The sequence below is a fragment of the Lederbergia galactosidilytica genome (assembly GCF_017873565.1).
GTDB classification, from domain to species: domain Bacteria; phylum Bacillota; class Bacilli; order Bacillales; family Bacillaceae_C; genus Lederbergia; species Lederbergia galactosidilytica.
Genome location: NZ_JAGGKH010000012.1, coordinates 47,156 through 72,852 on the forward strand (window position 1 = coordinate 47,156; position 25,697 = coordinate 72,852).

The window sequence follows — 25,697 nt, forward strand, 5'->3', positions numbered from 1 at the left end:
AACGTGAAAGTAAAGTCATTAGGCATGGATCAAAGTTGCTCTGTTCACCTACCCTATTTATAAAAAACACCCCTTTTATTCAATTATCTGTGTGCCCTTAAATTTCTCTCTACCATGTGGAAATAATTATCACTATGCATATATTCCCTTTCTCATCCCTCCCATTTAATATTTAGCCCTCTCAATATGAATTGCATAATCTATACTCATAAGGAAATCATACTTGTGATTGAAGATGTCCATTTTTAGAGGTGGTATATGTATGAAGAATCGAACGTTTATTGGTGCCTTTCTATTCGGAATGGGTATTATCGGAATGCTTGATGGGATTATCCTCCATCAAATATTTCAATTTCACAGTGTTTATATGTATACAAGCAGATTTAATCAAATCGTTAGTGATGGTTTATTTCACCTCTTAGTTACATTGATTGTGTTAATTGGTGGCTATTTATTATGGGTAAGTGATAGCAAAAAGCTTCCTAAACCTAAGCATCTGTTTTGGGCTAGTTTTTTGTTGGGTGCTGGAGTCTTTAATTTAATTGAGGGTATTATAAATCACCATATTTTACAGATCCATCATGTTTATTATCGTACCAACAATATCCTTCTCTTCGACCTATTATATGATGGTTTATCTATCATTCTGATTTCCTCTGGTTTTTATCTTTTTCTTTTATCTAAAAAGAAAACATGAGGATTTTAGCCTATAAACAATAAAAATTTCTCAGTTAATAATAATGGATTAAGAATGGAGGGAATTTTATATGGAAATTCCCGCCCGTGCAGGCAGTAAGTGAATTAGGAGGGAGAAAAAAATTAACATGGTGGCAACTATCTCCTCTTGGGGTTGGATGTATTATTGGAACATGCTATTTTTCGGTTCGGGAATTGGTCTAAAAAAGACAGTCCTTCGTTTCATATTTCCTATATTTTAGCAGGTATTGGTACTTATATCGTGACAGAAACGCTAGCAAAGATGTCCGCCCAAGCCCCCTAACAAGGAGTTTTTCGATCTTATGCCAAAAAAGCTTATGGTTCCTGGGCAGGGTTCAGTTGCGGTTGGGTATATTGGTTTTCTGAAATGCTCATAACTGACAGTCAACTTACAGCTCTTTCCATCCTTTCGAGGTTTTGGTTTCCAAATATACCTTTATGGTTACTCGCTTCTGCTTATGCCATTCTAGTTATAATTGTTGTGCTAATTGTTACAAAAGGATTTGAACGAACGCAAAATGTTTTCGTGATTAAGGTGGCAGCAATCGTGATGTTTATAGTCTTATCGGTAAGCGTTTTATTTGGTTCTTCGGAAACAGAACAAGACTAACAGCTTCTACAATAGAAACTTTAAATTCTGTAAATCCCTTGAAAAACTCTATTTTTCAAAAAACTTTATTATAAGACTCATCGTTTTTTACTCTAATTAAAGTTGATTGTCGCTACTGGCGGACTTAATTAACGATTTAACTAACAGCAGGAAAATTCCTGAAAAACTATTTGAAATAAGGCTGACACGACAGTCCCCCAGCCTAGTACAACATTAAAACATACGCATTAAAAATCCGCTCAACTGCCAAGAGGCTTATGAGCGGATTTTTTCTAAAGAATTTTAATAGATTTCAAATGGGTAAAACAGTGGCCTCTTTTATAGTAAAGCAGAACTTTCTCTTGCACAGTTCAGGCGCAGCTTGTGGAGCTTCCTTCATTTTTGCATGTCTGATCAAACCTCTTATTCTAAAGCTTCAGTGATTTTTTTTGCTGCATCATCAAGTGCGGCTTTTGGATCTTTTCCTTCATACATTTCACCAAGCGCTGTTTCAATGATCATTCTTGCTTCAGGCATAATCGTAAATAATGCGCCAGCAGTCGCTGGGTTAGCTTTTGTATTTTCCAATTGCTTTACAGCTGTTAAATATTGAGGATATTCCTCATGAACATCTTTTAGCGCTTTTTCATCATAGGCTGCAGGGGTGATCGGGAAATAACCAGTCGCTGCCGCCCACTCAGCTTGCACATCAGCATTTGTCATATACTTTACAAATTCCCATGCGGCGTTTTGATTTTCTTCAGATACTTGATTAGTAATCCATACTGAAGCTCCACCAACAACAGCTCCCTGCGGCTCCTTCCCATCTGCTACTGGAATCGGCGCGGTCCCCACCTCAAATGGAGAATTCTTAATAACTTCGGCCGTATTAGCTGTTGAGTCGAAGTACATGCCTAATTGGCCCGCAAAGAATGGCGCCCGTGGGTCTTCCCAGCTACTACCAAAATTCTTGAACGTACCTGCTTGGTTCATCTCATTAATCCAGTTAAAGATACTTAACCCTTCTTCAGAATTTATCAATGATTCTGTAGCCTCTCCAGTGCGGCCATTGTCTTGGTTAATAATGACACCACCATTATTAGCCATCAATTCTTCAAAAAACCAGCTAATCGTAGCAAAAGAAAAACCATATTGTTTTTTGCCATCTGTCAGTTTTGCGGCTGCTTCTTGTACTTCGCTGAAAGTATGCGGGGGATTTTCGGGATCTAATCCCACTTTTTTAAACATGTCTTTGTTGTAAAACATTACTGCATTCGATGTGTTAAAAGGCATAGAATAGAGTTGGTCATCTACCCGATAATAGGATAAAATATTGGGTTCCAATGTAGAAACATCAAATTGTTCCTTATCAATAAACTCCTGCATGGGTGTAATAAAACCACTTCCGCTCATGTATTTGGTCCCACCTTCAAAAACCTGTACAAGTGCAGGAGCCTCACTAGAACCGCCAACTGCACGTAATTTATTTAATAGATCCTCATAACTTCCTTGAAAAATAGCTTCCACCGTTACGGAATCAGATTGTTCATTAAATTTTTCGGCAATTTCTTCTATCGCTTTTCCATTATCACCACTCATAGCATGCCAAAATGTAATAGTTGTTTTTTCCTCAGAGTTTCCTGGCTCACTAGAGTTTCCCTTTTCATCCCCAGTTCCACTACTGCATGCCCCTAATATGAGTAATATCGATAATGTTAAGCCAGTAAGGATTTTTCTCATTATAAAAATACCCCCTAGAATTTAACCTTTTAATGCTCCTGAGGTTAACCCGTGTTTAATGTATTTTAATCCAATAAATAAGATAAGTAATGTTGGTAAGAGAATACTCACTACAGCCGCCATTACCATATTCCATGAAGAAGAACTCTCATTGGCAATCAACATTTTTAACCCAATTTGAACAGTACGCACTCGATCATCATTGGTGACAAGTAAAGGCCATAGATACTGATTCCAAGTCGTCAAAAACCCATAGATTCCTAGTGCAGTTAGTGAAGATGTCGATAATGGTAAAGCGAATTTCAAGTAAAAACGGAATCTTGAACAGCCATCCATCTGTGCAGACTCCCATAATTCCTGGGGAATCGTTAGAAAATGTTGTCTTAACAAGAAGATGCCAAAGGGGAGTGCAAAAAAAGGTAAGGTTAACCCTTGATACGTATTCATCCATCCTAAGTTTAAAATCGTGAGGAAGTTCGGAATAATCGTCGCTTCCCAAGGAATCAACATCGTTGATAGAAATAAGAAGAAAATAAAATTCCTTCCTTTAAAAGGGATAAATACAAAAGCATAAGCAGATAAGCTACAAACAATTAACTGCCCAAGCATAACAATGAAGGACATCCAAAAACTAACAACAAAAAAATGTTGCAAAGGAATACTATTAAACACCTCTTTATAAGCATCAAGACTTAAAGAAGATGGCAACAATTTGCCTGCATAAATTTCTTGAGGTTGCATGAAACTGGCTGATATGGCATACAAAATCGGAAAGAATAGAAGGATAGCAGAGAAAATTAGCAATAGATAAAGCACGACTTTTTTCATCATTGATAATGCACCCTCTTTTCTCCCACTCTAAATTGAAGGATGGTAATGGCTAAAATAAACACAAACAGTACAATAGCCTGCGCACTGGCAAATCCGAAGTTTCCATAAGAAAATGCTTCTAAATAAATGGAGTAGACTATGATATTAGTTGCGCCTGCAGGACCTCCACCTGTGAGAATATCGATTTGTCCAAATGTTTGAAAAGCCCCAATAACACCAATGATGATAACGAAAAATAAAACCGGCGATAACATGGGAATTGTAATTCTGAATAATTTCGCAAAATACCCCGCCCCATCCATTGCGGCACTTTCATAAAGCTCTCTCGATATGTTCTGAAGTCCGCCTAATAAAATAATAAAATTAATCCCAATATGCATCCAAATAGTTGTTAAGGCCACCGAAAATAAGGCCCATTTCGAATCTGTCAACCACTCAATACCATCAATTCCAAAATACCCTAGGATATTGTTAAGAACGCCTAAAGAAGGATGGTATAAAAACAAAAAGATTGTGGCCCCAGCTGCGACAGACACTCCTAACGTTGATGAAAAAATAGTTCGAAATATTCCAATCCCTTTTAGTTTTTCACTAGCAATGACGGCTAAAAATAAGGAAAGTAGGATTTCGGCAGGAACTGTATAAAGCACAAATAAAAATGTCCCAATAATACTTTTCCTAAAATCAGCTGATTGGAATAGTTTGATATAGTGCTTCCAGCCAACAAAATCACCAACTATCCCACCACCACCGACCTCAAAGAAGCTAAAATACAATGTTTTTACCATAGGATAGAAAAGAAAAACCCCTAAAAGCAACAATGCTGGAAATAAATATACAATTCCTGAACCAAAGGCTCTCCATTCATTATGATATCTTCGATTTTTGGAATGCCTCTCCTTCCAAGCCAAGTGAACACCCCTTTTAGTATTTTTTGCTTAATGTGTGAATGATAGATCACCAAACAACTCTTTTTCATTGAGCTAATTTGCGGATAAAATAAGGAAAGGTGATTCACCATATGAGTATGATAAATCACCCTTACTTATGAAAAATAAATTATAATAGAGAAATTCTTATTCATATAAAATAAGTTATTATGAAGATTTTAGGGAAAGTTATGTAGTTGAGTCATGGGTGTAAATGTTTAAAATATTATTTATTACATCAAAAAGGTGGGAATAGGTGAAATAGTAGCATGATTAGCAACCACAACTTTGCTAATCTTCTTTACATACCGTTGCAAGCCGATAGGATAAAAATAAGATCAGTCCGCAAAAGACAGAGAAAGAACTTTTGCGGACCAATTTTTTTGCTTAGGGAAGCTCAAGATGACTTTAGTATTTTCATTTTTACGTCCCACAAAATGTTTGATAGGGGGTATCAGGAGGCTCTGGTAAAGTTGTATAATTCTCTTGCTCTGGAGTATAGGCATATGGATCAGCAAGTACTCGAAGCAACTTCTCCATCACCTGGAGGTCACCGTCTTCCACAGCCGCTTCTAATGCTTCCTCAACAAGATGATTACGGGGAATTATAGAAGGATTGCTTCTCTTCATCAATACTTGTGAATCTGCCTCTGATTCTGGTTGTCGTGTACGACGTACCTGCCATTGTTCAAGCCACTTTTCCAATTCCGGACTTTTACAGTTTGAAAGCTTATCTGTTTGGTTTAGTGTTAATGCACGAAATGTATTTGTGAAATCAGCCTGATGTTCTTCCATCCATTTTAATAATTGTTCAATCAATTGTGCATCCTCTTGTTCCTCGTTAAATAAACCTAGTTTTGCTCGCATTCCCTGCAACCAATGTTGTTGATAGCGCTCTGAAAACAGCGATATTTCCTGCTGGGCCAACTCTAAGGCTGTTTCATGATTTTCATGCAGCAATGGTAATAGACTTTCAGCAAACCGTGCTAAATTCCACCCGGCCATATATGGCTGATTCCCGTAAGCATAGCGACCTTGCTGATCAATGGAACTATAGACAGTAGCGGGATCATACGTATCCATGAAGGCGCAAGGACCATAATCAATTGTTTCTCCGCTAATCGTCATATTATCAGTGTTCATAACACCATGGATAAAACCAACCAATTGCCATTTGGCGATTAACTGTGATTGCCGTTCTATGACTGCTCGTAATAATGAAAGATATGGTTGCTCTTCCTTCAATAATTCAGGATAATGGCGCTCGATGGCGTAGTCGGCCAATGCTCGTAACTCTTCTTCTCCTTGCAAACGTGCTGCATATTCAAATGTACCAACTCGTAAATGACTTGCTGCCACCCGTGTTAAAATCGCTCCTGGTAAAGGGGTTTCTCGATATACCGGTTCTCCAGTAAAGACCACTGCTAAACTCCGTGTTGTAGGAATTTCTAATGCATGCATCGCCTCACTGATAAGATATTCTCGCAACATCGGCCCAAGAGCCGCTCGCCCGTCTCCACCGCGTGAATAAGGCGTGCGCCCTGCCCCCTTTAACTGAATATCGACTCTTTCTCCTTTTGGAGTGATCTGCTCACCTAAAAGAACAGCGCGGCCATCTCCTAACATCGTAAAATTTCCGAATTGGTGCCCTGCATACGCCTGTGCAAGCGGTATAGCACCTTCTGGGAGCTGATTACCAGCGAATATCGCCGTTCCCTCTTCATTTATCAACTCCTGTGTTTCTAAACCGAGCACCTTGGCTAAAGGACCATTAAAGAAAACTAAGCTAGGTTCTTCAACAGGCGTTGGAGCCTGTTTCGTATAAAAAACCTTCGGCAATTGAACATAACTATTATCGAAATTCCATCCCATTTCTATTGATATCCTCTCTGCTCTCATCTATATTGGTATCGTACCATTTATCTTTAAAATACCCTATTGATAGGAATTTCACTCTTTAAATATTAGCAGGTATAGCCACTTCTCTCTCTAATATACCCCTTCTATTTTTACAAGATAGTAAAACGGCTCTGATCAGACAAGAGCCGCTTTCATGTAACTATTATATTCGGTATTCGGATTTTATCATGTAAGATTTTATAAATTTTTGACTACGCTTTATTCTTATTATAATCTTGGACAGATTGATTCTGTTTTTTGACTTCTTCCATATTAGTGTCACTATAGATGGCCGTCCCACGTCCACCCGATGTTTTAGCCATCCATTCTATTGCTTCATTATATGACATACCTGATTGGCCGTTTTTTCTTTTCACTTCCTCGATATCCGTACCAGAAATCGTGTAGCGATTATCTTTATGTTCCATTTTTATAGCCCCCTTTATCTTATATTTTGACCGGGTAAGGGGCATATCATTCAGGAATAAAAGTATTGATCTCGAGAAGCTCTAGGCTCAGTGCACAACTTTACACTTGGATTGCGCGACTCTTTACTTGGATTGCGCAACTTTATACCTTCATTGCGCGACTCTTTACTGGATTGCGCAACTTTACACCTTCATTGCGTGACTCTTTGCCTGGATTGCGCGACTTTACACCTGCATTGCGCGACTCTTTGCCTGGATTGCGCAACTTCCACCTAATTGCGTGACTTTTTACTGGATTGCGCAACTTCCACCTAATTGCGTGACTTTTTACTGGATTGCGCAACTTCCACCTAATTGCGCGACTCTTTACCTGCATTGCGCAACTTTACACCTTCATTGCGCGACTCTTTACCTGCATTGCGTGACTTCCACCTAATTGCGCGGCCCTTTACCTAGATTGCGCAACTTTACACCTTCATTGCGCGACTCTTTACTGGATTGCGCAACTTTACACCTTCATTGCGTGACTCTTTGCCTGGATTGCGCAACTCTACACCTTCATTGCGCGGCCCTTTACCTAGATTGCGCAACTTTACACCTTCATTGCGTGACTCTTTGCCTGGATTGCGCGACTTTCAATTACATGGTGGAAGTTCAGAGAGGTTTTGCACGACTCTTCTTCCCGCGATTAGTAGGAGTGTTCCCTGTTCCTCAGCAACAATGATATAATGGTTAAACTGTCGAGTAGCGAGCTAGCTTTGATAGAAAGGAGCAATCCCTTTATGAAACCAATCCCTATATTTATGCATCACACTTTAGAAGACATTCCTAAATACACTATGCCCTCCGGCTTTCACTTTCGTTTTTATGAACGAGAGGATGATCTAGGCAATTGGGCTAGGATTGTTACTGCCACGAAAGAGTTTGCAAATGAAACTGAAGCAATCGGGCGTTTTAAAAAAGAATTTCTCCCATTTAAAGATCAATTATTCAAGCGGGTAATTTTTATCGAGACAAAGGATGGAGAGACGATTGGAACAGCCACTGCCTGGTTTGGTATGTGGCAAAAAGAGGAACTAGGAAGACTCCATTGGGTTGAAATTCTCCCAGATTATCAAGGTCAAGGGTTAGGTAAACCTTTAATTTCTAAAACAATGGAATTACTGGCCCAGCATCATAATAAAGCCTATTTAAAAACCCAGGATACTAGTGAAGCAGCTATTCATATTTATCAAAAATTCGGGTGGAAAATAGTCTGACCTAACAGGCACACAACTTCAGGTTTGTGTGCCTGTTTCTATTTTAGGGGAGCAAACCAAGGCATTTTCAAAAGCTTTCTTTTACTCGTTTGGCTACATCATCTAAATCTTTCCCCATTCCCGCCTCTACAGCAGCTACATAAGCCCCTTCTACGATTGGCGCTTCAATCAGGCGAACATTCTCCAAGCCACTCATTTCGATCGCCATTTCTGCGTTCATTTTAGCACTACCAAGGTCATAGAACAGAAGCACACCTTTTCCTTGGTCAGCTTTATTGATGGCGGCTTGAATTTTATTGATACTCGTGCCGATTTCATTCTCTTCCGTACCACCCGCTATTTCAAGCGGCACGTCCTTAACGACCTGCCGAATTAGTTCTTTCACACCTTCTGCTATTTTGGAACTATGCGAAATTAGGACTACCCCTACATATGTCATCCTGTTATTTCCCTCCTAGCACTTCAGCTAATGCAGCAAACAGGTAATAAGAAGAAGTTGCACCGGCATCGATATGTCCGGCTGATTTTTCTTTAAAATAGGCAGCTCGCCCTTTTGTAGCAGTCATATCTTTTGTGGTATTCATTGCCTTTTCGGCTTCAACAAGCAAACTTGCAGTCGCAAAACCATTGTCTTTAAGCCACGCCACAACAGGTTGCCAAACATCTACCATTGTTTTTTCGCCTGTTGTTGCTTTGCCACGCTGTTTTATTCCATCTAAAGCTGCTTCTAGGCCTTTTACAAAAGCTGTTTCATTTAATACTTGCTGTCCCGCAGTCGCAACAGACATTTTTAAAAAGGCAGTCCCAAACAAAGGCCCAGAAGCACCCCCCACTTTAGAAATCAAGGTCATAGCTACATCTTTGAAAACATCTGATGGTGTTGAGTAATTCCCAGCTTTCAACTTTTTTACCGCTTCCTTAAAGCCACGAGACATATTAAGCCCATGATCTCCATCACCGATTGGGCGATCAAGCGAAGTAAGATATTCCCTATTTTCCTGAAATTTTTCGTTAGCTTTTTCAATCCATTGAACCGCTTGCATTGCGTTGATTTCCATGTGGCGTAACTCCTTTCCTATTTCAAGTGGTAGATAAGCTTTTATGGATGAAAAGCAATCGTGTCTGCTGCTGCATCGAGCAGTGACTTTAATTCTTCGTCCAATTGCAGTAGTGTAAGCGAGCACCCCGCCATTTCCATTGAAGTCATATATTCGCCAACATATGTCCTATAGATATGTATTCCTTTCTCGCTTAAGATTTTTTGTACATTTTTATTCAGAATATAGAGTTCCATTTCTGGTGTAGCTCCAAGTCCATTGATCATTACAGCAACTTCGCCAGAGAATTCTCGATCCCTGACTATTTTCTCCGTCAGTTCACTTGCAATTTCAGCTGCCTTGCCAATCTTTTTTCTTTCGATCCCCGGTTCTCCGTGAATCCCAATCCCAATTTCCATTTCATTTTCGTCCAATTGGAAACTTGGTTTTCCTGCTGCCGGTACTGTACAAGGAGTAAGCGCCATTCCCATGGAGCGAACATTGGCAACGACTTTCTCCGCAACACGCTTTACTTCCGATAATTCGGCTCCCTCATCTGCTTTCGCACCGGCAATTTTATGAACAAATACCGTACCAGCGATCCCACGGCGTCCCGTTGTGAATGAACTATCTTCCACTGCCACATCATCGTTCACAATCACCTTTTCTACCTTGATACCTTCTGCTTCTGCCAATTCCGCCGCCATTTCAAAATTCATCACATCCCCGGTATAATTTTTAATCACGAGGAAAACACCTTTGCCACTATCCACAGCTTTAATCGCTTCCAAAACTTGATCTGGTGTTGGTGAGGTAAACACTTCTCCCACGACAGCTGCATCTAACATCCCCTTCCCGATGTATCCAGCATGGGCTGGTTCATGGCCACTGCCTCCACCACTAACAAGTCCCACTTTGCCAGTTACCGGCACATTCTTGCTAGTCACAACTGTGGTCTCAGGTAGTCTTTGCAGTTTTTCCGGGTAAGCTAGTACCAATCCTTCTAGCATGTCCTCCACCGTTTCATTTGGATCATTCAAGATTTTCTTCATAAAAAGAACCTCCTTTAAAACATGATCAATCTAATTTAAGTATAACGTATTTTGTAACCTAAGATATCCATTATTTCTCACATGTTTTCAGAACCCTTCTAATCAGTTGACATGTTTATCACTGATTTAACAGCCTTTTCTATTTCTATATACCCTGTACAGCGACAAATGTTAGATTCAAGCCACTTCGTTATTTCCTCATCTGAGGGATTTTTTCGCATTTTGAGTAAAGAATGACAATTCATTAGAAATCCAGGTGTACAATATCCACATTGAAAAGCAAAGTGATCGACAAATGCTCCTTGGATGGAATCATTTCATCCCTCGATCGTAAGAATTTCCTTCTCCCTCACTTCAACAGCTAAAGTTAGACAAGACTTTTGAGCAACACCATCAATATTAACCGTACAGGCTCCACAATCTCCATTTAGACAACCTGGTTTTGCTCCTGTTAAGCCTGATTTATTTCTCAAGACATCTAAAAGAATCTCTGAATAGCGGAATGTTACCTCTTTCTCTTCCCCATTTATCGATAATTTTGTGCTTACTTTCAAGGAGCTAGACGACTCCATTTTCCTCTCCTCCTAATTCACGCAAAATATCATAAAGAGTATTTTTTAAGACAAACAATCGATAACCGGACGAACCTTCCGTATCATCTAAAACAGGTACATCTAAACGACTCAAAGCAAGTTCAATTCTTTCTTCATAGGTAAGTTCCACTCTGTTTAGAAAGTCCTCGATTTGACTAGCCCGAAACGGAAAATGAGTTAGACCACTTATAGCGACTCTAAGCTTCTCTTCTACCTTAAGTACAGCAACGGTAATAAGAGGATACCCCGTATTCCATTGCCGCCTCCTTTTTACACTTATAAAGGGCATTTCAATATATCTCCGGTTTGTTTTGATTTGGACGAGAAACTCGCCACGATTTAATAAAAGTTGTTCGTTGAAAACTTCGCCAATAGGTACCGTTGTGATTCCCTGACTTCCGGCTATTACCATTTGACTGTCAGCCAATAAAAAAGGTAACACTGCTTCACGGTAAAAAATCTGCCCACAAATATTTCCACCGACCGTGATTTTATTCCTTGCTGTTCGATCAGCAATTTCACGAACCGTTTTACTTAATAATGGAAACAGATTCATTTCCTCTATGTCCGTTAAAGTCTTAGCTGCCCCTATTATGAGGGTATCTTCATTTAGCTCCATCATATTGCATTCCAAAATGCCCTTAATATCGATCACTGCTCCTGTTTTCACAAGATTTAATCTCCCGAGTGTAATTATTTCCGTACCACCCGAAAAAAACAATGGGGACTTTCCCTGTTGGTCTAAATCAACAAATAAGGATGTTGCTTCAGCAATGGAAGCGGATTCGTAATATGCAAAATCATACGATATCAACGCTTTTCCCCCTTACATCTCCATATAAATTCAGGAGTGACAGGCAGTTCATTGATGTCGACTTCGGCCGCAACGGTTAAACAATTGGCAAGCGCTGCAGGCATTCCTAATAACCCGTGTTCTCCGACTCCTCTTGCACCATATGGGGCGTCTATATGAGGAGTCGTGACAAAATCTACCATATACTGCGGATTCTCTCCATAATGAATCGGTCTATATGTTCGCAGTTGCGGATTAAGAACCCTCCCCAACACGTCAAATATAAAAGTTTCTCGCCCAGCATAGGCTAATCCCATACTCATCGCTCCCATCACTTGCCCAAGTGCTGCTTTGCGGTTTATGACAGCCCCTATATCAACGACCGTTGCCGCTTTCACTAATTTGTATGTAAAATCTCTTTTATCATATTCCACTTCAACGTAATACGCTGCGACCGCCCATTCTGGCCCAGGCTGTCCAGCACCTGTTTTAGGATCCAATTTCGTTATCCGTCTTATAATATAACTTCCATGGCCAATAATTTGACCACCAATGGAATGTCCATTTGGAAATGTATACCCATAAACAACCTCTTTCAAATCCAAGCTAACGTTGGGATCATCCCTTAAAAACACTTTTCCAAACGCTACTTCAAGATCCTCGGTAGAGGTCCTTAATACAAAGGCCGCAATATCCTTAATTTGTCTGATCACGTCATCCGCAGCTTCTAACACGGCCCTTCCGGCCATAAAAGTTCCTCTGCTAGCTACTGTCTTCCAATGATCCGGCGTTGTTTGCGTGTCAATCCTCATTTTTACATGGATTTGATCAACGCCCATTTTCATTCGTTCTGCAAGTATTTGAGCAAGCGCGGTCTTCGTCCCCGTACCAATTTCCACTACGCCAGAAATTAAGTTTATACTCCCATCTGGATTAAACGTTAAAATCACTCCGGAACTTGCATTTGTATCAATGGTAGAAGTCTTCCAACCGCAAGCAACCCCTTTTACCCGTACCTTTCTTTCATCTATTTCCTCTATTTGTCCCTGGTCCCAATCAACAAGTTCTTTTAAGCGATCAATACAGGCAACGACATTCCCCACATTACTTTTGTTTAATAGCACCTGTGTCGGAGTCGTATGACCTGGTAGAATAGCATTTTTCCTTCGCAGTTCAAGTGGATCCATTCCCAACTTTTTCGCTAATGTATCCATTGTTCTTTCAAAAGCAAATAGAACCTCAGAATGGCCAAACCCTCTAAATGGACTGCCATATGGATGATTGGTGTATACACAAAGTGAATTACACCATACATGTTCAATATGATAAGGACCTGTACAGTCAACGCCACCGGCACGGCTTACATCAATCGCCTTATCGGAATAAGCACCACCATCAAACCAATACAACATTTCAGCTGCTTTAATCATTCCATCCTTTGTGCAACCAAGCTTCACTTTCGCTTCTAAACCAACATGACAGGGAGCAGTCGTTAAATCTTCTTCTCTCGTATACATAACCTTTACGCGCCTTCCACCAACAGCTTTAGAAGCGATATACGCTAGAATTTCCCATTGTACAGGAGCTTTTCCTCCATAAGCTCCTCCTACCAAGGGAGTTTCTACAACGATTTTTCCTACTTCGATTCCAAAATAAATACTCATTAATTTTTTGACCATAAATGGTGCCTGGGAAGATGTTGTAATATGCACATATCCATCTGGTTTAATTTCTGCTGTTGCACTTCTCGTTTCCATTGCTGCATGGCTTGAAGGAGAAAATCGATAATTCTCCTCGACTTGGACCTCTGACTGCTTCCAGCCTAGATCCATATTACCTTTACGGATTTTCGTTACATTGGCAATATTTGAATTGGGTACTGGGTAGGCAGTTCCTAATTTTTCATAAGAAACTAAATTTTCGTGGATAATAGAAGCATTTTCTTTTAGAGCCTCTGTTGGCGTATTCACAACAGGAAGCTGATCATATTGGATTTCGATTAATCCTGCTGCTTTTTGGGCGATTTCGGGACGGTCCGCCACGACAAGAGCGACAGGTTCCCCATAGTACCGGACTTTATCTACTGCAATGGGAGGACGATCTCTAATTTCTTCTCCCGTAAGGGGCAAATCATCACTTCCTACAATAATGGCTCTGACACCCGGTATTTGTTTTGCCAAGGAATCCTCAATGGATACAATTTTCGCATGACCATATGCACTTGGTACGATTTTGACATGAAGTGTATCAATAATTCGTTCATCAGCTGTATATTTGGCTCTCCCTGTCACTTTATCAAAGGCCTCTTTTCGAATCACACTTTTCCCTATAACACGCAAATTTCTCCACCTCCTCTTTAACATCCTTATCCATATATATTGGCGTATATTGATAACTTGCCTATTTGATTAAAAAATCTTCTCTTGACATTTAGTGTCCGAGAAAATGTTTAAACATAATATAGAGGTAATACATTTAATCCAATTTCCACATGTCTGCATTTCTAAAAACACCTAGATAGTAGGCATATAATGATAGAGAATTAGGGTGAACATGATGAATAGCAAAAATAATGCGGGCAAAAGTGAACATATTTTAGAAGATGAAGAACTAATGGCAGCTTTAGAGGAACAAATTGCAACTTTACAATGGATTCAAGCGGCTGCTATTCTTACGGAAGCAGTACTGCTATCCAAGTTATATTCATTAAAGGAGAATGTTGAAGAAGGTGAAGATAAAATTTTAACCGGAATATGGGTACAAACCCTTGGGCAATTAATGGAGGCTTTAGGTGTTACCCAGCAAATTAACACAACGGATAAGTCTTCCATATTCAAAGCTGAAAAAACGGCAGTCACAGGGGATTTAATCCAATCTATTGGGGCGGGTCTACAAGCATGGGGTGGTGAAGAATTATTGAAAGCAGCCGCAGAAGAACTTATTCCTTAAACAACCAAGTTTTTGACTTTTATTGACTCGAATCTTTTTATTTAGGGGAATAAGAAAAGCACCTATACTTCCCGCCACAGGTGCCGCAACGAAATATTCATGGCGAAAATCATGTGTTCACATCACATGTATTGCCTTATCTTCGACTTACACTTTTTTGTTTGAGCTTGATTTATTTTTCATCATTAATATGTCACATGTTCTGGCACAATTTAGGATTGTTTTATATTTCAATCTACCTTAAAGGCAAGAACAACTCTAAAAGAAGATCATCAACATTTAGGCAATTTCATTGAGAAGATTGCTCACACCTTTTCCATATAAATCGATCTGACAGCCATGTTTGGTAGGTTTTAACAGATTCCCGAAAGAAGTCTCCATCTTCAATCGTGTTCAGAGCGTAGCCCAACGATAAGGGGGAGATGAATTTCGGTTGGCGTAAGCCGAAGTTACTTACTATTCATAAAAATATGATATAATAAGTACAAGTGTTCCTTAATAACTGGATATATAGGGTTGCACAGAATCAAATATACGAAAACCAAGTTGTCCTTCTGTGCGTAAAAGATCCAAGGTAACGAAAGAACCTCTGAAACTGTCGGACATCTACCGCTGGAACAGCGGGAAGCAACGCTCAGGGAGATGAAAGGTTGCTTTCATCGTGGAACAGCTCCCACTTCAAATTATCATTAGAAAATTAAGTGGTGAGTAGTTCACTGCAAGGGGAGTTAGCATGTCTCATAGTCTTTTCACTTACTTATTTTGGCAAGCCCGTTCAAATGATGGATGTCTCCCATTTTATTCCCTCTCGTAAAGTCCTTCGTAATCGTGAATCAATTAACACTTCCCGAAAAATGGATATATTGAGAATTAGCTAGACCGATTAACTCTCTAATAAGATATTGATTAAGAGTACCTTGGGCAAATAACGCAATTTCCATACCCTCATAATATTTTTTCAATTGTTCAGCGATTTTGCTCACTCTTTTTATGATGATCGCATGGTTTTCATTTCCCCAAATAATGCCATTCATTTGGCTCGAAATCTTCGTCAAAATCCACTTCTAGAAATTGTTCCAATAATTCACTTAATCCTGCACCTGTAGAGGACTCAAGATATCTATCTCCTATGCTTCTTTCATTCCTTTCTACTATATTCCAAGAGGTACTTTTTATGATAGCTATAGAGATAATTGCAGTTGATTATAAGGGTTATTCTACATACAAGAATCAAACGAAATGTTTCATTTCTATTTTGCAAAGCTTCTTTTCAATTCTTTTAATCCCAGTTTACTTGCTATAATTTCCCTTTTATGGGATAATCACATCAGAACAAGTGTGCGTTTTATAATTAGAGGTGCTGTTATGAAACCTGTTATCTTAGCTGAGAAGCCAAGCCAGGCAAAGGCCTATGCAGATGCATTTACAACTCGAAAATATGAGGGCTATATAGAAATTTCCCCCTGTTCCATCTTTACAAAAGGGGCTTATTTAACTTGGGGTGTTGGTCATCTTGTGGAATTAAAAGAACCACATACATACAATCCTGCTTGGAAGCGTTGGTCACTTGAGAGCTTACCGATCCTACCAGATCATTATGAATTTCAAGTGGCAAAGGGGAAGGCGAAGCAATTTAATATCGTAAAAAAGCTAATTCGTAGCACAGATACTGTAATTAACGCCTGTGATGTCGACCGTGAAGGCTCCAATATTTTCTACAGCATCTACAATCAGACAGGGGCACGTGGACAGACTATCAAACGATTGTGGATCAATTCGTTAGAAGCAGACGAAGTACGCAACGGGTTTGCAGATCTGCGCGATAACCAAAAAGACTTGCAATTGTATGAAGAGGCAAAAGCTCGACAGATCAGTGACTGGCTTGTTGGGATGAACGGCTCGCGTCTATACACACTACTAATGAAGAAAAAGGGCATTCAACACGTCTTTCCGATCGGGCGCGTACAATCACCGACGGTTTATCTAATTTACCAGCGTCAACGGGAGATCGAGACATTCGTATCTGAACCATTTTTTGAAGTAGAAGCCCAATTCACCGCTCAACATGGTCCATATAAAGGAAAAGCAAAAATAAAAGAGGCAAAGCGTGAACTAGTTGCTAAACAATTGAATGATCGGCATATACGACCCAACACGCCAGGTACGATCACTGATCTGTCCCAGACAGAAAAACGCATGCCACCACCACAGTTGCACTCACTCTCCTCCCTGCAGGCTACCGCTAATCGCAGATGGAAGACAAGCCCAGCAACAGTACTAAAGACAATGCAAATGTTATACGAAAAGAAGCTCGTTTCCTATCCACGAACCGATACAAGATACATCACTCCGGCCGAATTTTCCTATCTCGTTGCCTCGATTGAAGATCTTCAAGGGCTTATTGAGCAGCCATTTGCAGTGGCATCACGTACACCGAAAAAACGGTTTGTTGACAGTTCAAAGGTCCAAGAACATTATGCCATCATTCCAACAAAAAAACGGCCGACCAAAGCAGCACTTGCTAAACTGTCGTCACTTGAAAGAAATTTATATGAAGAAATTATCCGCACGACACTTGCCATGTTTCATCGTGATTATTTGTACACCGAAACGAAAGTCACAACAACTGTTAAAGGACTGCCATTTTTCTCGATTGGCAAAACGGAACGCGATAAAGGCTGGAAAGAGCTTTTTCCGCCTTCCAAAAGGTCCAAGAATTCTGATGAACCAGCCCTTCCACCATTGAACCGTGACGAAACAGTGCAAAGTGAAATTGGGATTACAGAAGGTAAAACCCAGCCACCAAAGCCATATACAGAAGGGCAATTAATCACCATGATGAAAACATGTGGGAAACTCGTCGAAGACCAAATGGAAACAAATGTTTTAAAAGAAATCGAAGGACTCGGAACAGAAGCCACAAGAAGTGGTATTATTGAAACGATTAAAAAGCACGACTATATTAATGTCACCAAAAATATTGTCACAATTACAGATAAAGGCCGTATCCTCTGCCAAGCCATCGAAGGCAATCTACTTGCAAGTCCCTCTATGACAGCAAAATGGGAAACTTATTTGCGAAAAATTGGCAATGGAGAGGGAACAGGAACTCATTTTTTGGACAATATTGGAAAATTTATTCACAAACTTTTGCAAGAGGTACCAGAACAGTTGGCAAAACAACAATTGGATATCACACTTCCGCCTGCCTCTTCTCGAAAAAGTCGTTATCAACCGAAAGAAGTGGCACCCTGTCCAACATGCGGTAAAGGTACGATCATAGCACGAAAATCATTTTACGGCTGTAGCAATTATAAAAATGGCTGCAAACAGACCTTTCCTGGCACCTTTTTAAAAAAGAAATTGACGCCAACGCAAATAAAATTATTGTGTACTAAAGGGAGAACCAACGTAATCAAAGGTTTCACTACCTCAACTGGCAAAAAATTCGACGCCCCACTTGAATTAAAGAATGGGAAGTTGGAGCTAGACTTTAAACAATAGTTGCTAGCTTCTAAGAAAATTTCTTTAGCAACTATTAACTACTCACAGGATTGGCTATTCATTTCCCATCGCATTTCTAGTGGCTGCTGAAAAACTATATAATTAAGGGAATTTCTGATACAAAGTCGCCTGCCTATATGAAGACTCCTACGGGAAGTATGAGATCGACCACATCGCGGAAGGCGGAGCCTAAGGAGACTTGAGACACGACCGTGAAAAGCAAACTATAGTGTGAACTGCATTTAGAAGCTACTTATAAAGGTTTTTAGACCTTTTCCAGCGGTCCCTCTCATTTCCGATGGGAGTTTCCTGCTGGTAAAAATGATCGAGAATTCAGGGGATCGTAGAAGCACCAACTGGGTTAAGTAGGGCCTTGTTTGCTCAGAAACGACAATATCCCCAGCAAATGAACAGCTAGGGATATTGTACGCTTAAAAAACTAACTATGAGCCCTTTTTAGACCTTTAAAATTCCTAAATGCCATTAATTTCTTTATTCCTCTATATGTAATAAAAAGAGACGCCACTAATATTATACAGCCTAATATAGGAGCCACTATTGCAACAATAGAAATAAAAATAGCTTTTATCGTATCGATCATAGAATTCAAAAAACTTGATAGACCAAATGTAACAGTATCACTTAAGGTATTTTTAATTATCGTTAAAGTCTTAATAAGCCCAGCAGTACCGCTCCCTAAAAGTATTCCAATTAGATGTTTAATAATAATATTACTTTCAACTAAATTACCCGCTAATGAAGTGATAGTTATATATCCACATACTAAAGTAATGGGAATACCCAGAACCTCAAAAATTCTTCCAATAATAGGTATGGATGCGCTAAAAACTTCTAATACAGAGAGTGCAACCAAAATACAAATAAATAAAGTAGAACTAATCCATTGACTCTGTTCCGTCAACTCTATAAAACCTAATCTTGAGGAAATACCAATGATTAATAGTGGTATGAAAGGTTTGTAGCCTGTTGATGAACTTAATCCTATCCCCATTAATAAACTATACATGAATCATCAAATTCTCCTTATAGCATCCTTTTAATCTTACTTTCTCAAATTAATAAAATATTAGCAATACAAAAAATAAAATTCACGAACACATACTAGAAGCATATTACATTTAGACTACATGGTCAGCATTGCGACTAAATAATTTTCCAATTACTTACTTCAAGAATATCCCATACATATAACCATATTATAAAAGAAAGCACCCATGCTTCCGGCACAGGTGCTCATTACGAAATTATTTGTGGCGAGGATCATGTGTTCACAGCACATGTATTGCCTTATCTTCGACTTACACAAATCAGCTCATCGCTCTATGAGTATAGCACTATTTTTATTGGATGTCGATTCATTTTTCAAGGCGCTAGAGTCAAGTCTGCGGATAAGTCCCCTAATGACTTCTCGCAAAAAGAGCGTAGTTGCTGTCTTGCTTTAGTCAGCCAGGCCTTTAAGAGGTAAAATACACCTGAATTAATAATCTTTGATATTCATAACGATAGGGCTGATATATTTAATTTCACTTCACTCTCATCCATTTCAATAATTTCTTAATTGTATACTCGATAAGCCAACGTTTCATTTAGTATAAATAAACGTCCATCACTGCCGGTTAGGAGCAACCTATCTCCTTGTAAGAAGACAAAGAAAACACAAGACAGACTAAATTTATCTCTAAGAATTGGAGTAATGAATGATCTTTGAAGCACAGTGTTGGCGAGATTTTGTTGATTATTCCTAGCTGTTCATAAATAAAGCAGCCTACTATTAGGTCCCTTTTCCAATTTCTAATAAGCTGATAACTAGATAAGGGAGCACTTAAAAAAGCAGCTCTCTATATCGGAAAACCTAGCACTATTCTTTGTGAACCTTCATACACTAACTCTCTATCTAATTGGAAAACTGTCCTCAAAAAAAGATGGCACCTATGTTTTCTGCACAGGTGCCATTACAGGATTATTTTGACGAAGGTTATATGTTACATAAGATATGTTCTACTCGCCTTCCATAGATTAGTTGAATGTTCTATGAGTATGTCATGACTGTTTATTTTATTTTTGTCTGAAATGCCATACTTTGCTTTGGAAGTCGCCTTTTAGCTCGATCGGGATGCTGAGTCCTGCGTAGGCAAGCTCATCTCCTCCATATATATTGTTCGTACCAATGTGTTCATATTGCTTTGTAACGTCTATTCCTTTTAGTCGTAGGAAGGTCATCGGAGCTGCTGGCTCTGCTAAGACGCGGAAATAATAGACAATCACTTCTGATTTATCTTTGTTTGTGAACATCCAAGCTGTTTGATTGCCTTCAAACGGACTCATCAAGCGATAAAACTCGCCAAACTGGATGAGAGAGCGAATTTCTTTATAGGCTGACACTTGCTCTTTCACAATTTCTTTTTCCTCGTTCGTCAATTTTGTTAGATCCAATTCGTAACCGAGATTCCCAGACATCGCTACATCACCGCGCATTTTCATCGATGTACTACGGTCTACTTGATGGTTAGGTACAGCAGAAACGTGAGCCCCCATGGAAACGATCGGATACACTAAGCTAGTACCATATTGGATTTTCAACCGAGAAACAGCATCTGTATTATCACTTGTCCATGTCTGTGGCATATAATAAAGCATTCCTGGATCAAATCTTCCTCCACCACCAGAACAACTTTCAAATAAAATATGTGGAAAGCTTGTTGTTATTTCCTCCATTACCTTATAGAGTCCTAACATATAACGATGCGCTGTTTCTCTTTGGCGATCAGCAGGAAGAACAGCACTACCAATCTCCGTCATATTGCGATTCATATCCCATTTTACATAAGTAATGGGAGCACTTGCTAGAATATTAGAAACACGTTTCGTTATCTCTTTACAAACATCATCTCTAGAGAAATCCAAAATTAGCTGATTGCGACTTTCCGAACGCGTACGATCAGGAACATGAAGACACCAATCTGGATGCTCTCTGTATAGATCACTGTCAACGGAGATCATTTCTGGTTCAAACCAAAGACCAAATTTCATTCCCTTTGCGTTTACATCAGAAGCTAGATGATTCAAGCCATTAGGAAGCTTTTCCTTATCAACAAACCAATCTCCAAGGGAAGATCGATCATCATCACGCTTACCAAACCATCCATCATCCAACACGAATAACTCAATTCCTACCTCTCGGCCTACCTCTGCAATTTCTAAAATCTTTTCTTCATTAAAATCAAAGTATGTTGCTTCCCAGTTATTTACTAGTATTGGACGTACTTGATCTCTGTATGTTCCTCTCACTAAACGAGTACGATATAATTCGTGGAACGTGCGTGACATATCACCAAGACCTGCGGAGGAATAAACCATTACTGCTTCCGGAGTCTGAAAGCTTTCACCAGTCTCTAATTTCCAGGTAAAATCAAATGGGTTAATCCCCATCGTTACGCGTGTATTTCTGAATTGGTCCACCTCTGCCTGTGCCAAGAAGTTTCCACTATAAACAAAGTTAAATCCATACACCTCACCAGTATCCTCTGTCGTACCTTTTCGTAATAAAGCAATAAATGGATTGTGCTGGTGGCTACTTGATCCCCGAGTACTTTCCACTGATTGAATACCGTGGCGCAATGGTTGTCTTTCAATATGTCTCTCTTTTACATGAGCGCCATGCAGGTGTAAAAAGTCAAATTCAGCATCTCGGAAATCAACATTTACACTTAATGCTTGTAGTAATTTAATAGATTGATTGCCTTCATTCACAAAACGAACAGAGCGTGTCATCGCATTATATTGTTCAAAGACAGTATAACTTAAGATAACCTTTAACCCGATTAATGAATCCTCTAGCGTAATTTCCAACGTTTCAGCTTCATCATCAGATTCTACGTACGTGGCAGGTAGACCCAATAGAGGAGTTTTCCCTTTAAAAATAGTATGCGCTACATACCGTAAATCAGATACTGTCGAGCCATTTTCCAATTGAATTTGATAAGCCGGCTTTCTAAAATCAGTACTCCCATATTGTGGATATTCTTGCGGTAATGTATCTAAAGAGAAAGTCCGATCCTCTTTATGTTGATACGGATTTCCAGAGAAACCACGATCAAGGTACTGAAGGAAGTTAGAATGATGGTAAGCACCAATCCCTTTTCCCCAATATAAATGAGCTAGATAGCCATCTCGTAAAATCCCCATTACATAACTTGTATCTTTAGCCTTTAAATGAAAGGTTTTATTTTTCGAATCATAATGAATTCCCATTCAACGACACTCCTAAAGCAATATTATTTGATAGCCCCTTTAACAACTCCACCGATAATCCATTTTTGAGCAAATAGATATACAATTACCATTGGAGCCATCGCCATTAAGTAAGAAGCAAATGCTAGATTATAATCTGTTCCAAATTCTGTTTGAAATACATATTGGACAAGCGGCAAGGTCGCATCAGCAGAATCATTCAGGATGACTAATGGAAGCATGAAGTCGTTCCAAGCCCATAAACATGTTAAAATCCCTACCGTAGCATTGATTGGGGTTAATAGCGGGAAAATAATTTTCCAGAATAATCCCCAAGTACTAGTTCCATCAACGATAGCAGCTTCCTCAAGCTCAATCGGAATCGAGCGTATGTATCCAACATAAATAAAGATATTCATAGCCATCCCGTAGACTACGTACAAAAGTACTAATCCAGTTGGATTATTTAAGCCAAGCGCAGATGTTTGTTTTACAATCGGTAGCATGATAATTGGAAAAGGAATAAACAAAGCGCTCACGAAGTAATAATACAAATATCTAAAGAATTTACGGTGCATATTTCTTGCGATTGCATATGCAACAACCGAGTTTGATAAGATTGTTAACACTAATGTAAAGGCAGTAATAATGGCACTATTTTTTAAAGCATTAAAAAAGTTAGTTGTTTCTATAGCGCGAGTAAAATTTTCCCAATGGAAATTAAGTGGCAAGGATAAAGCCGACTCTGCCAATTCCTGCGGATTTTTTAATGCAATCGAGATTGTAATATACAAAGGAATCAGAATAAGCAAGGAACCTAAAGCGATTAAAATCGTGACAAGCCAGTTTGTTTTTTCTTTCATTACATATCCATCTCCCTTTTTTGTAGAACCTTAAGCTGGAATATAGAGATAAACATGATGACAATGAAATAAACGACTGCGTTGGCAGATTGGAATGCAAACTCTCCACCAGTAAATCCACCCGTGTAAATTAAGTAAGAGATGGACATCGTTGATGTACCAGGTCCTCCCTCTGTCATCGCGACAATTTGGTCAAATACCATTAAAGAGTTCTTCATTGCCAAAACCATGTTGATGGTAAAGAACGGTGCAATCATTGGGAAAGTCACCTTCCAAAACTGCTGCCAGATATTGGCACCATCAAGACTTGATGCTTCATACAGCTCAGTTGGTACGGTCTGTAATCCTGATAAATACAAAATGATATTAAAAGCGCAAGCCTGCCATACAAAGACCAATAAAATTCCGATCCAAGCGAAATCAGCATTACCTAGAATATTAGCAGTTAGAAATTCAATGCCGTACTTCTCACCCAGCCCTGGGATAATATTCGTGAAAATGTAATTAAAGATAAATCCAACAATCAATACACTTAAAATATTGGGCAAGAAATAAATCGCCCTAAAGATGTTTTTACCTTTAATTTTTGCGTTTAATCCCATAGCTACTGCTAGACTAATAATATTAATGAGAATAGCTGCCAGAATGGCAAATTTAAACGTAAACCAATACGATTCTTTCACAACATCATCTTTAAATAGATTGAGGTAATTTTTAAATCCGACGAAGTCATAATCAGCTGTCATTCCGTTCCAGTTTGTGAAAGAATAATAAACACCTTTCAAGGCAGGATATGTGTGGAACGCAAAGAAGAGTAATAGTGCCGGGATTACCATCACATAAAAAGCATTCATTCTAGCGTTTTTCTTCTTCTTTCCTTTAAAAGAATTAGAGGGAGAAGGTCGAAGGTCGTGGATGGTCTGTTCGTTTTTCATTTTTTTCACTCCCTGATAAAAGATAGGGAAAATGGAGAGATTATAAACACTCACTCACATTTCCCCATTAAAGGCTACTTACGATTTTCGACTTTTTCCCAATCAGCTTGAATCTTTTTTAAGAAGGCATCGATATCTTTATCTTGAACGAGAGTCTGTAAGGATTTATCTGGCGCAACACCAGTTGGAATATAATGGTCAGGGAAATCAGATAGAGCACCTTTTTCAAAACTTTCATTTAACGCTTCTACTGAGGGATCTTCCTGAACGATCCCCTTTAAAGCAGAGAATGAATTTTGCTCTGTAATATATTGTTGTGCATTTTCATCTTGTAGTAGGAATTCCACAAATTTCATCGCTTCTTCCTTATGTTTAGAAGACTCAGCTATACCGAATAATAAATCGACTCCTGAAACAAGTTGAATCTCGTCAGCATTATTAGTTGCTGGGAATGGAAATACTCCTAAATCAATATCAGGATTGGCCTTTTTAATTTCTGGAATAACCCAGATCCCTTGTAAATACATAGCCGCTTTACCATTGGCAAAGGCTGTATTCCCATCATTGTAAGCAACACCTTGTTGATTTTTATGTCCATATTTTGCTAACTCCACCATTTTTTCTGCTGCTTCTTTAAATCTTTCACCAGCAAGGATATTTCCTTCATTGAGTTCACTATAGAAATCCTCCCCCTGTGTATTCGCTGCAAGGGCATTAAACGAAGGCAAGGTTGTCCAAGCATCTTTATACGTATGGTAGAAAGGAATTTGGCCAGCAGATTGAATTTCTTCTGCTACAGCAAGAAGTTCATCCCATGTTTTAGGAATTTCTAGACCCAGTTCTTTAAAAATAGTTTTATTATAAATTACACCTACTGCATTTGTTGCAAATGGTATTGCGTAAACCTCTTCCTTACCTGATATATCTTTTAACATTTGAATATAGGATGGTTGAACTTTCTCAAGTTTTTCATCATCAGATACATCCGTAAATACACCGGCATCAGCCAAATCTTTGTAAGTCATGTCTCCACCAACCGCTACAATATCAGGCATATCCCCTTTGGATACTCTAGTTCGGATAACGGTTGATGGTTCAGGAGGACTCGCTTGTTCTACGGTGATATCCGGATTTTCTTCTTCAAATTTCTCGATTAGTTTATCAAAAGTTTCCATTCCTTCACGCTTATGATGGAAAAATTCAATTTTTACCTTCCCATCTTTTTCAGCAGCGTTTTCTCCACTGGCGCAACCTGCTAATAAGGAAATCGATAACGCTCCAGCAACAAGCAATGAAACTGTCTTTTTCATGTTGTTTTCCTCCATTAA

The 25,697-nt window shown here is 39.1% G+C and carries 20 protein-coding genes and 2 pseudogenes; 5 read left to right on the forward strand and 17 right to left on the reverse strand.

The genetic code is table 11. The features are described from left to right. The first annotated feature begins 262 nt into the window (after window positions 1–262). Both J2Z23_RS13505 and J2Z23_RS22320 read left to right on the forward strand, forming a co-directional pair. Window positions 263–697: a DUF2243 domain-containing protein gene (locus tag J2Z23_RS13505; RefSeq protein ID WP_057983642.1), complete on the forward strand. Its 435-nt coding sequence runs from the start codon at window positions 263–265 to the stop codon at window positions 695–697. 366 nt (window positions 698–1,063) lie between these two features. Further along, window positions 1,064–1,327 (forward strand): annotated as a pseudogene (locus tag J2Z23_RS22320) (amino acid permease); the annotation flags it as partial. A gap of 402 nt (window positions 1,328–1,729) precedes the next feature. On the opposite strand, the gene J2Z23_RS13515 reads toward J2Z23_RS22320, so the two are convergent. The 5 genes from J2Z23_RS13515 to J2Z23_RS13535 form a co-directional block, all read right to left on the reverse strand. Next, complete coding sequence (locus tag J2Z23_RS13515) at window positions 1,730–3,046, reverse strand: ABC transporter substrate-binding protein (protein ID WP_209974226.1); 1,317 nt, start codon at window positions 3,044–3,046, stop codon at window positions 1,730–1,732. A gap of 21 nt (window positions 3,047–3,067) precedes the next feature. Further along, window positions 3,068–3,877, reverse strand: coding sequence for a carbohydrate ABC transporter permease (locus J2Z23_RS13520; RefSeq protein ID WP_057983648.1), 810 nt, complete (start codon window positions 3,875–3,877; stop codon window positions 3,068–3,070). Next, window positions 3,874–4,788, reverse strand: a complete 915-nt coding sequence (locus J2Z23_RS13525) for a carbohydrate ABC transporter permease (protein WP_057983650.1) — start codon at window positions 4,786–4,788, stop codon at window positions 3,874–3,876. The genes J2Z23_RS13520 and J2Z23_RS13525 overlap by 4 nt, the downstream gene beginning before the upstream one ends. A gap of 441 nt (window positions 4,789–5,229) precedes the next feature. Continuing rightward, window positions 5,230–6,705: a protein adenylyltransferase SelO gene (locus J2Z23_RS13530; RefSeq protein ID WP_209974228.1), complete on the reverse strand. Its 1,476-nt coding sequence runs from the start codon at window positions 6,703–6,705 to the stop codon at window positions 5,230–5,232. A gap of 212 nt (window positions 6,706–6,917) precedes the next feature. Next, window positions 6,918–7,133, reverse strand: coding sequence for a gamma-type small acid-soluble spore protein (locus J2Z23_RS13535; RefSeq protein WP_209974230.1), 216 nt, complete (start codon window positions 7,131–7,133; stop codon window positions 6,918–6,920). 782 nt (window positions 7,134–7,915) lie between these two features. On the opposite strand from J2Z23_RS13535, the gene J2Z23_RS13540 reads away from it, so the two are divergent. Then, on the forward strand, window positions 7,916–8,392 hold the full coding sequence (locus J2Z23_RS13540) for a GNAT family N-acetyltransferase (RefSeq protein ID WP_057983660.1): 477 nt from the start codon (window positions 7,916–7,918) through the stop codon (window positions 8,390–8,392). A 67-nt stretch (window positions 8,393–8,459) separates the two neighbouring features. Here J2Z23_RS13540 and dhaM read toward each other — a convergent pair whose 3' ends face one another. The 6 genes and pseudogenes from dhaM to J2Z23_RS13570 all read right to left on the reverse strand — a co-directional run bounded on the left by dhaM (window position 8,460) and on the right by J2Z23_RS13570 (window position 14,230). Next, window positions 8,460–8,831 (reverse strand): dihydroxyacetone kinase phosphoryl donor subunit DhaM, encoded by a 372-nt coding sequence (gene dhaM, locus J2Z23_RS13545; protein WP_209974232.1) that lies wholly within the window; start codon window positions 8,829–8,831, stop codon window positions 8,460–8,462. A gap of 4 nt (window positions 8,832–8,835) precedes the next feature. Beyond that, the gene (gene dhaL, locus J2Z23_RS13550) at window positions 8,836–9,450 is read right to left on the reverse strand and encodes a dihydroxyacetone kinase subunit DhaL (RefSeq protein ID WP_057983664.1); all 615 of its coding nucleotides are present in this window, start codon (window positions 9,448–9,450) and stop codon (window positions 8,836–8,838) included. Between the two features lie 41 nt (window positions 9,451–9,491). Beyond that, window positions 9,492–10,481, reverse strand: coding sequence for a dihydroxyacetone kinase subunit DhaK (gene dhaK, locus J2Z23_RS13555; protein ID WP_057983666.1), 990 nt, complete (start codon window positions 10,479–10,481; stop codon window positions 9,492–9,494). Between the two features lie 98 nt (window positions 10,482–10,579). Continuing rightward, window positions 10,580–11,053 (reverse strand): annotated as a pseudogene (locus tag J2Z23_RS13560) ((2Fe-2S)-binding protein). Beyond that, window positions 11,040–11,888 carry an FAD binding domain-containing protein gene (locus tag J2Z23_RS13565; RefSeq protein ID WP_209974234.1) on the reverse strand — a complete coding sequence of 283 codons (849 nt, stop codon included), beginning with the start codon at window positions 11,886–11,888 and terminating at the stop codon, window positions 11,040–11,042. Before J2Z23_RS13565 ends, J2Z23_RS13560 begins: the two are co-directional and overlap by 14 nt. Beyond that, window positions 11,885–14,230 carry a xanthine dehydrogenase family protein molybdopterin-binding subunit gene (locus tag J2Z23_RS13570; protein WP_209974236.1) on the reverse strand — a complete coding sequence of 782 codons (2,346 nt, stop codon included), beginning with the start codon at window positions 14,228–14,230 and terminating at the stop codon, window positions 11,885–11,887. The genes J2Z23_RS13565 and J2Z23_RS13570 overlap by 4 nt, the downstream gene beginning before the upstream one ends. Before the next feature lie 193 nt (window positions 14,231–14,423). Between J2Z23_RS13570 and J2Z23_RS13575 the strand changes: the two genes are divergently transcribed. Continuing rightward, on the forward strand, window positions 14,424–14,816 hold the full coding sequence (locus tag J2Z23_RS13575; protein ID WP_209974238.1) for a hypothetical protein: 393 nt from the start codon (window positions 14,424–14,426) through the stop codon (window positions 14,814–14,816). A gap of 833 nt (window positions 14,817–15,649) precedes the next feature. Here J2Z23_RS13575 and J2Z23_RS13580 read toward each other — a convergent pair. Next, the gene (locus tag J2Z23_RS13580; RefSeq protein WP_057996070.1) at window positions 15,650–15,871 is read right to left on the reverse strand and encodes a hypothetical protein; all 222 of its coding nucleotides are present in this window, start codon (window positions 15,869–15,871) and stop codon (window positions 15,650–15,652) included. A gap of 310 nt (window positions 15,872–16,181) precedes the next feature. Here J2Z23_RS13580 and J2Z23_RS13585 point away from each other — a divergent pair, with 310 nt between their 5' ends. Continuing rightward, window positions 16,182–18,320: a type IA DNA topoisomerase gene (locus J2Z23_RS13585; protein ID WP_209974240.1), complete on the forward strand. Its 2,139-nt coding sequence runs from the start codon at window positions 16,182–16,184 to the stop codon at window positions 18,318–18,320. A gap of 439 nt (window positions 18,321–18,759) precedes the next feature. Here the strand turns inward: J2Z23_RS13585 and J2Z23_RS13590 are convergent, their stop codons facing one another. From J2Z23_RS13590 to J2Z23_RS13610, 5 genes are all read right to left on the reverse strand, one after another. Beyond that, the gene (locus J2Z23_RS13590; protein WP_209974242.1) at window positions 18,760–19,347 is read right to left on the reverse strand and encodes a DUF4126 domain-containing protein; all 588 of its coding nucleotides are present in this window, start codon (window positions 19,345–19,347) and stop codon (window positions 18,760–18,762) included. A 1,049-nt stretch (window positions 19,348–20,396) separates the two neighbouring features. Beyond that, window positions 20,397–22,592, reverse strand: coding sequence for an alpha-galactosidase (locus J2Z23_RS13595; RefSeq protein ID WP_209974243.1), 2,196 nt, complete (start codon window positions 22,590–22,592; stop codon window positions 20,397–20,399). 23 nt (window positions 22,593–22,615) lie between these two features. Further along, on the reverse strand, window positions 22,616–23,434 hold the full coding sequence (locus J2Z23_RS13600; RefSeq protein ID WP_057983683.1) for a carbohydrate ABC transporter permease: 819 nt from the start codon (window positions 23,432–23,434) through the stop codon (window positions 22,616–22,618). Next, window positions 23,434–24,288: a carbohydrate ABC transporter permease gene (locus tag J2Z23_RS13605; RefSeq protein ID WP_238482767.1), complete on the reverse strand. Its 855-nt coding sequence runs from the start codon at window positions 24,286–24,288 to the stop codon at window positions 23,434–23,436. Before J2Z23_RS13605 ends, J2Z23_RS13600 begins: the two co-directional genes overlap by 1 nt. Before the next feature lie 155 nt (window positions 24,289–24,443). After that, complete coding sequence (locus tag J2Z23_RS13610) at window positions 24,444–25,679, reverse strand: ABC transporter substrate-binding protein (protein ID WP_057983684.1); 1,236 nt, start codon at window positions 25,677–25,679, stop codon at window positions 24,444–24,446. Window positions 25,680–25,697: the final 18 nt, after the last annotated feature.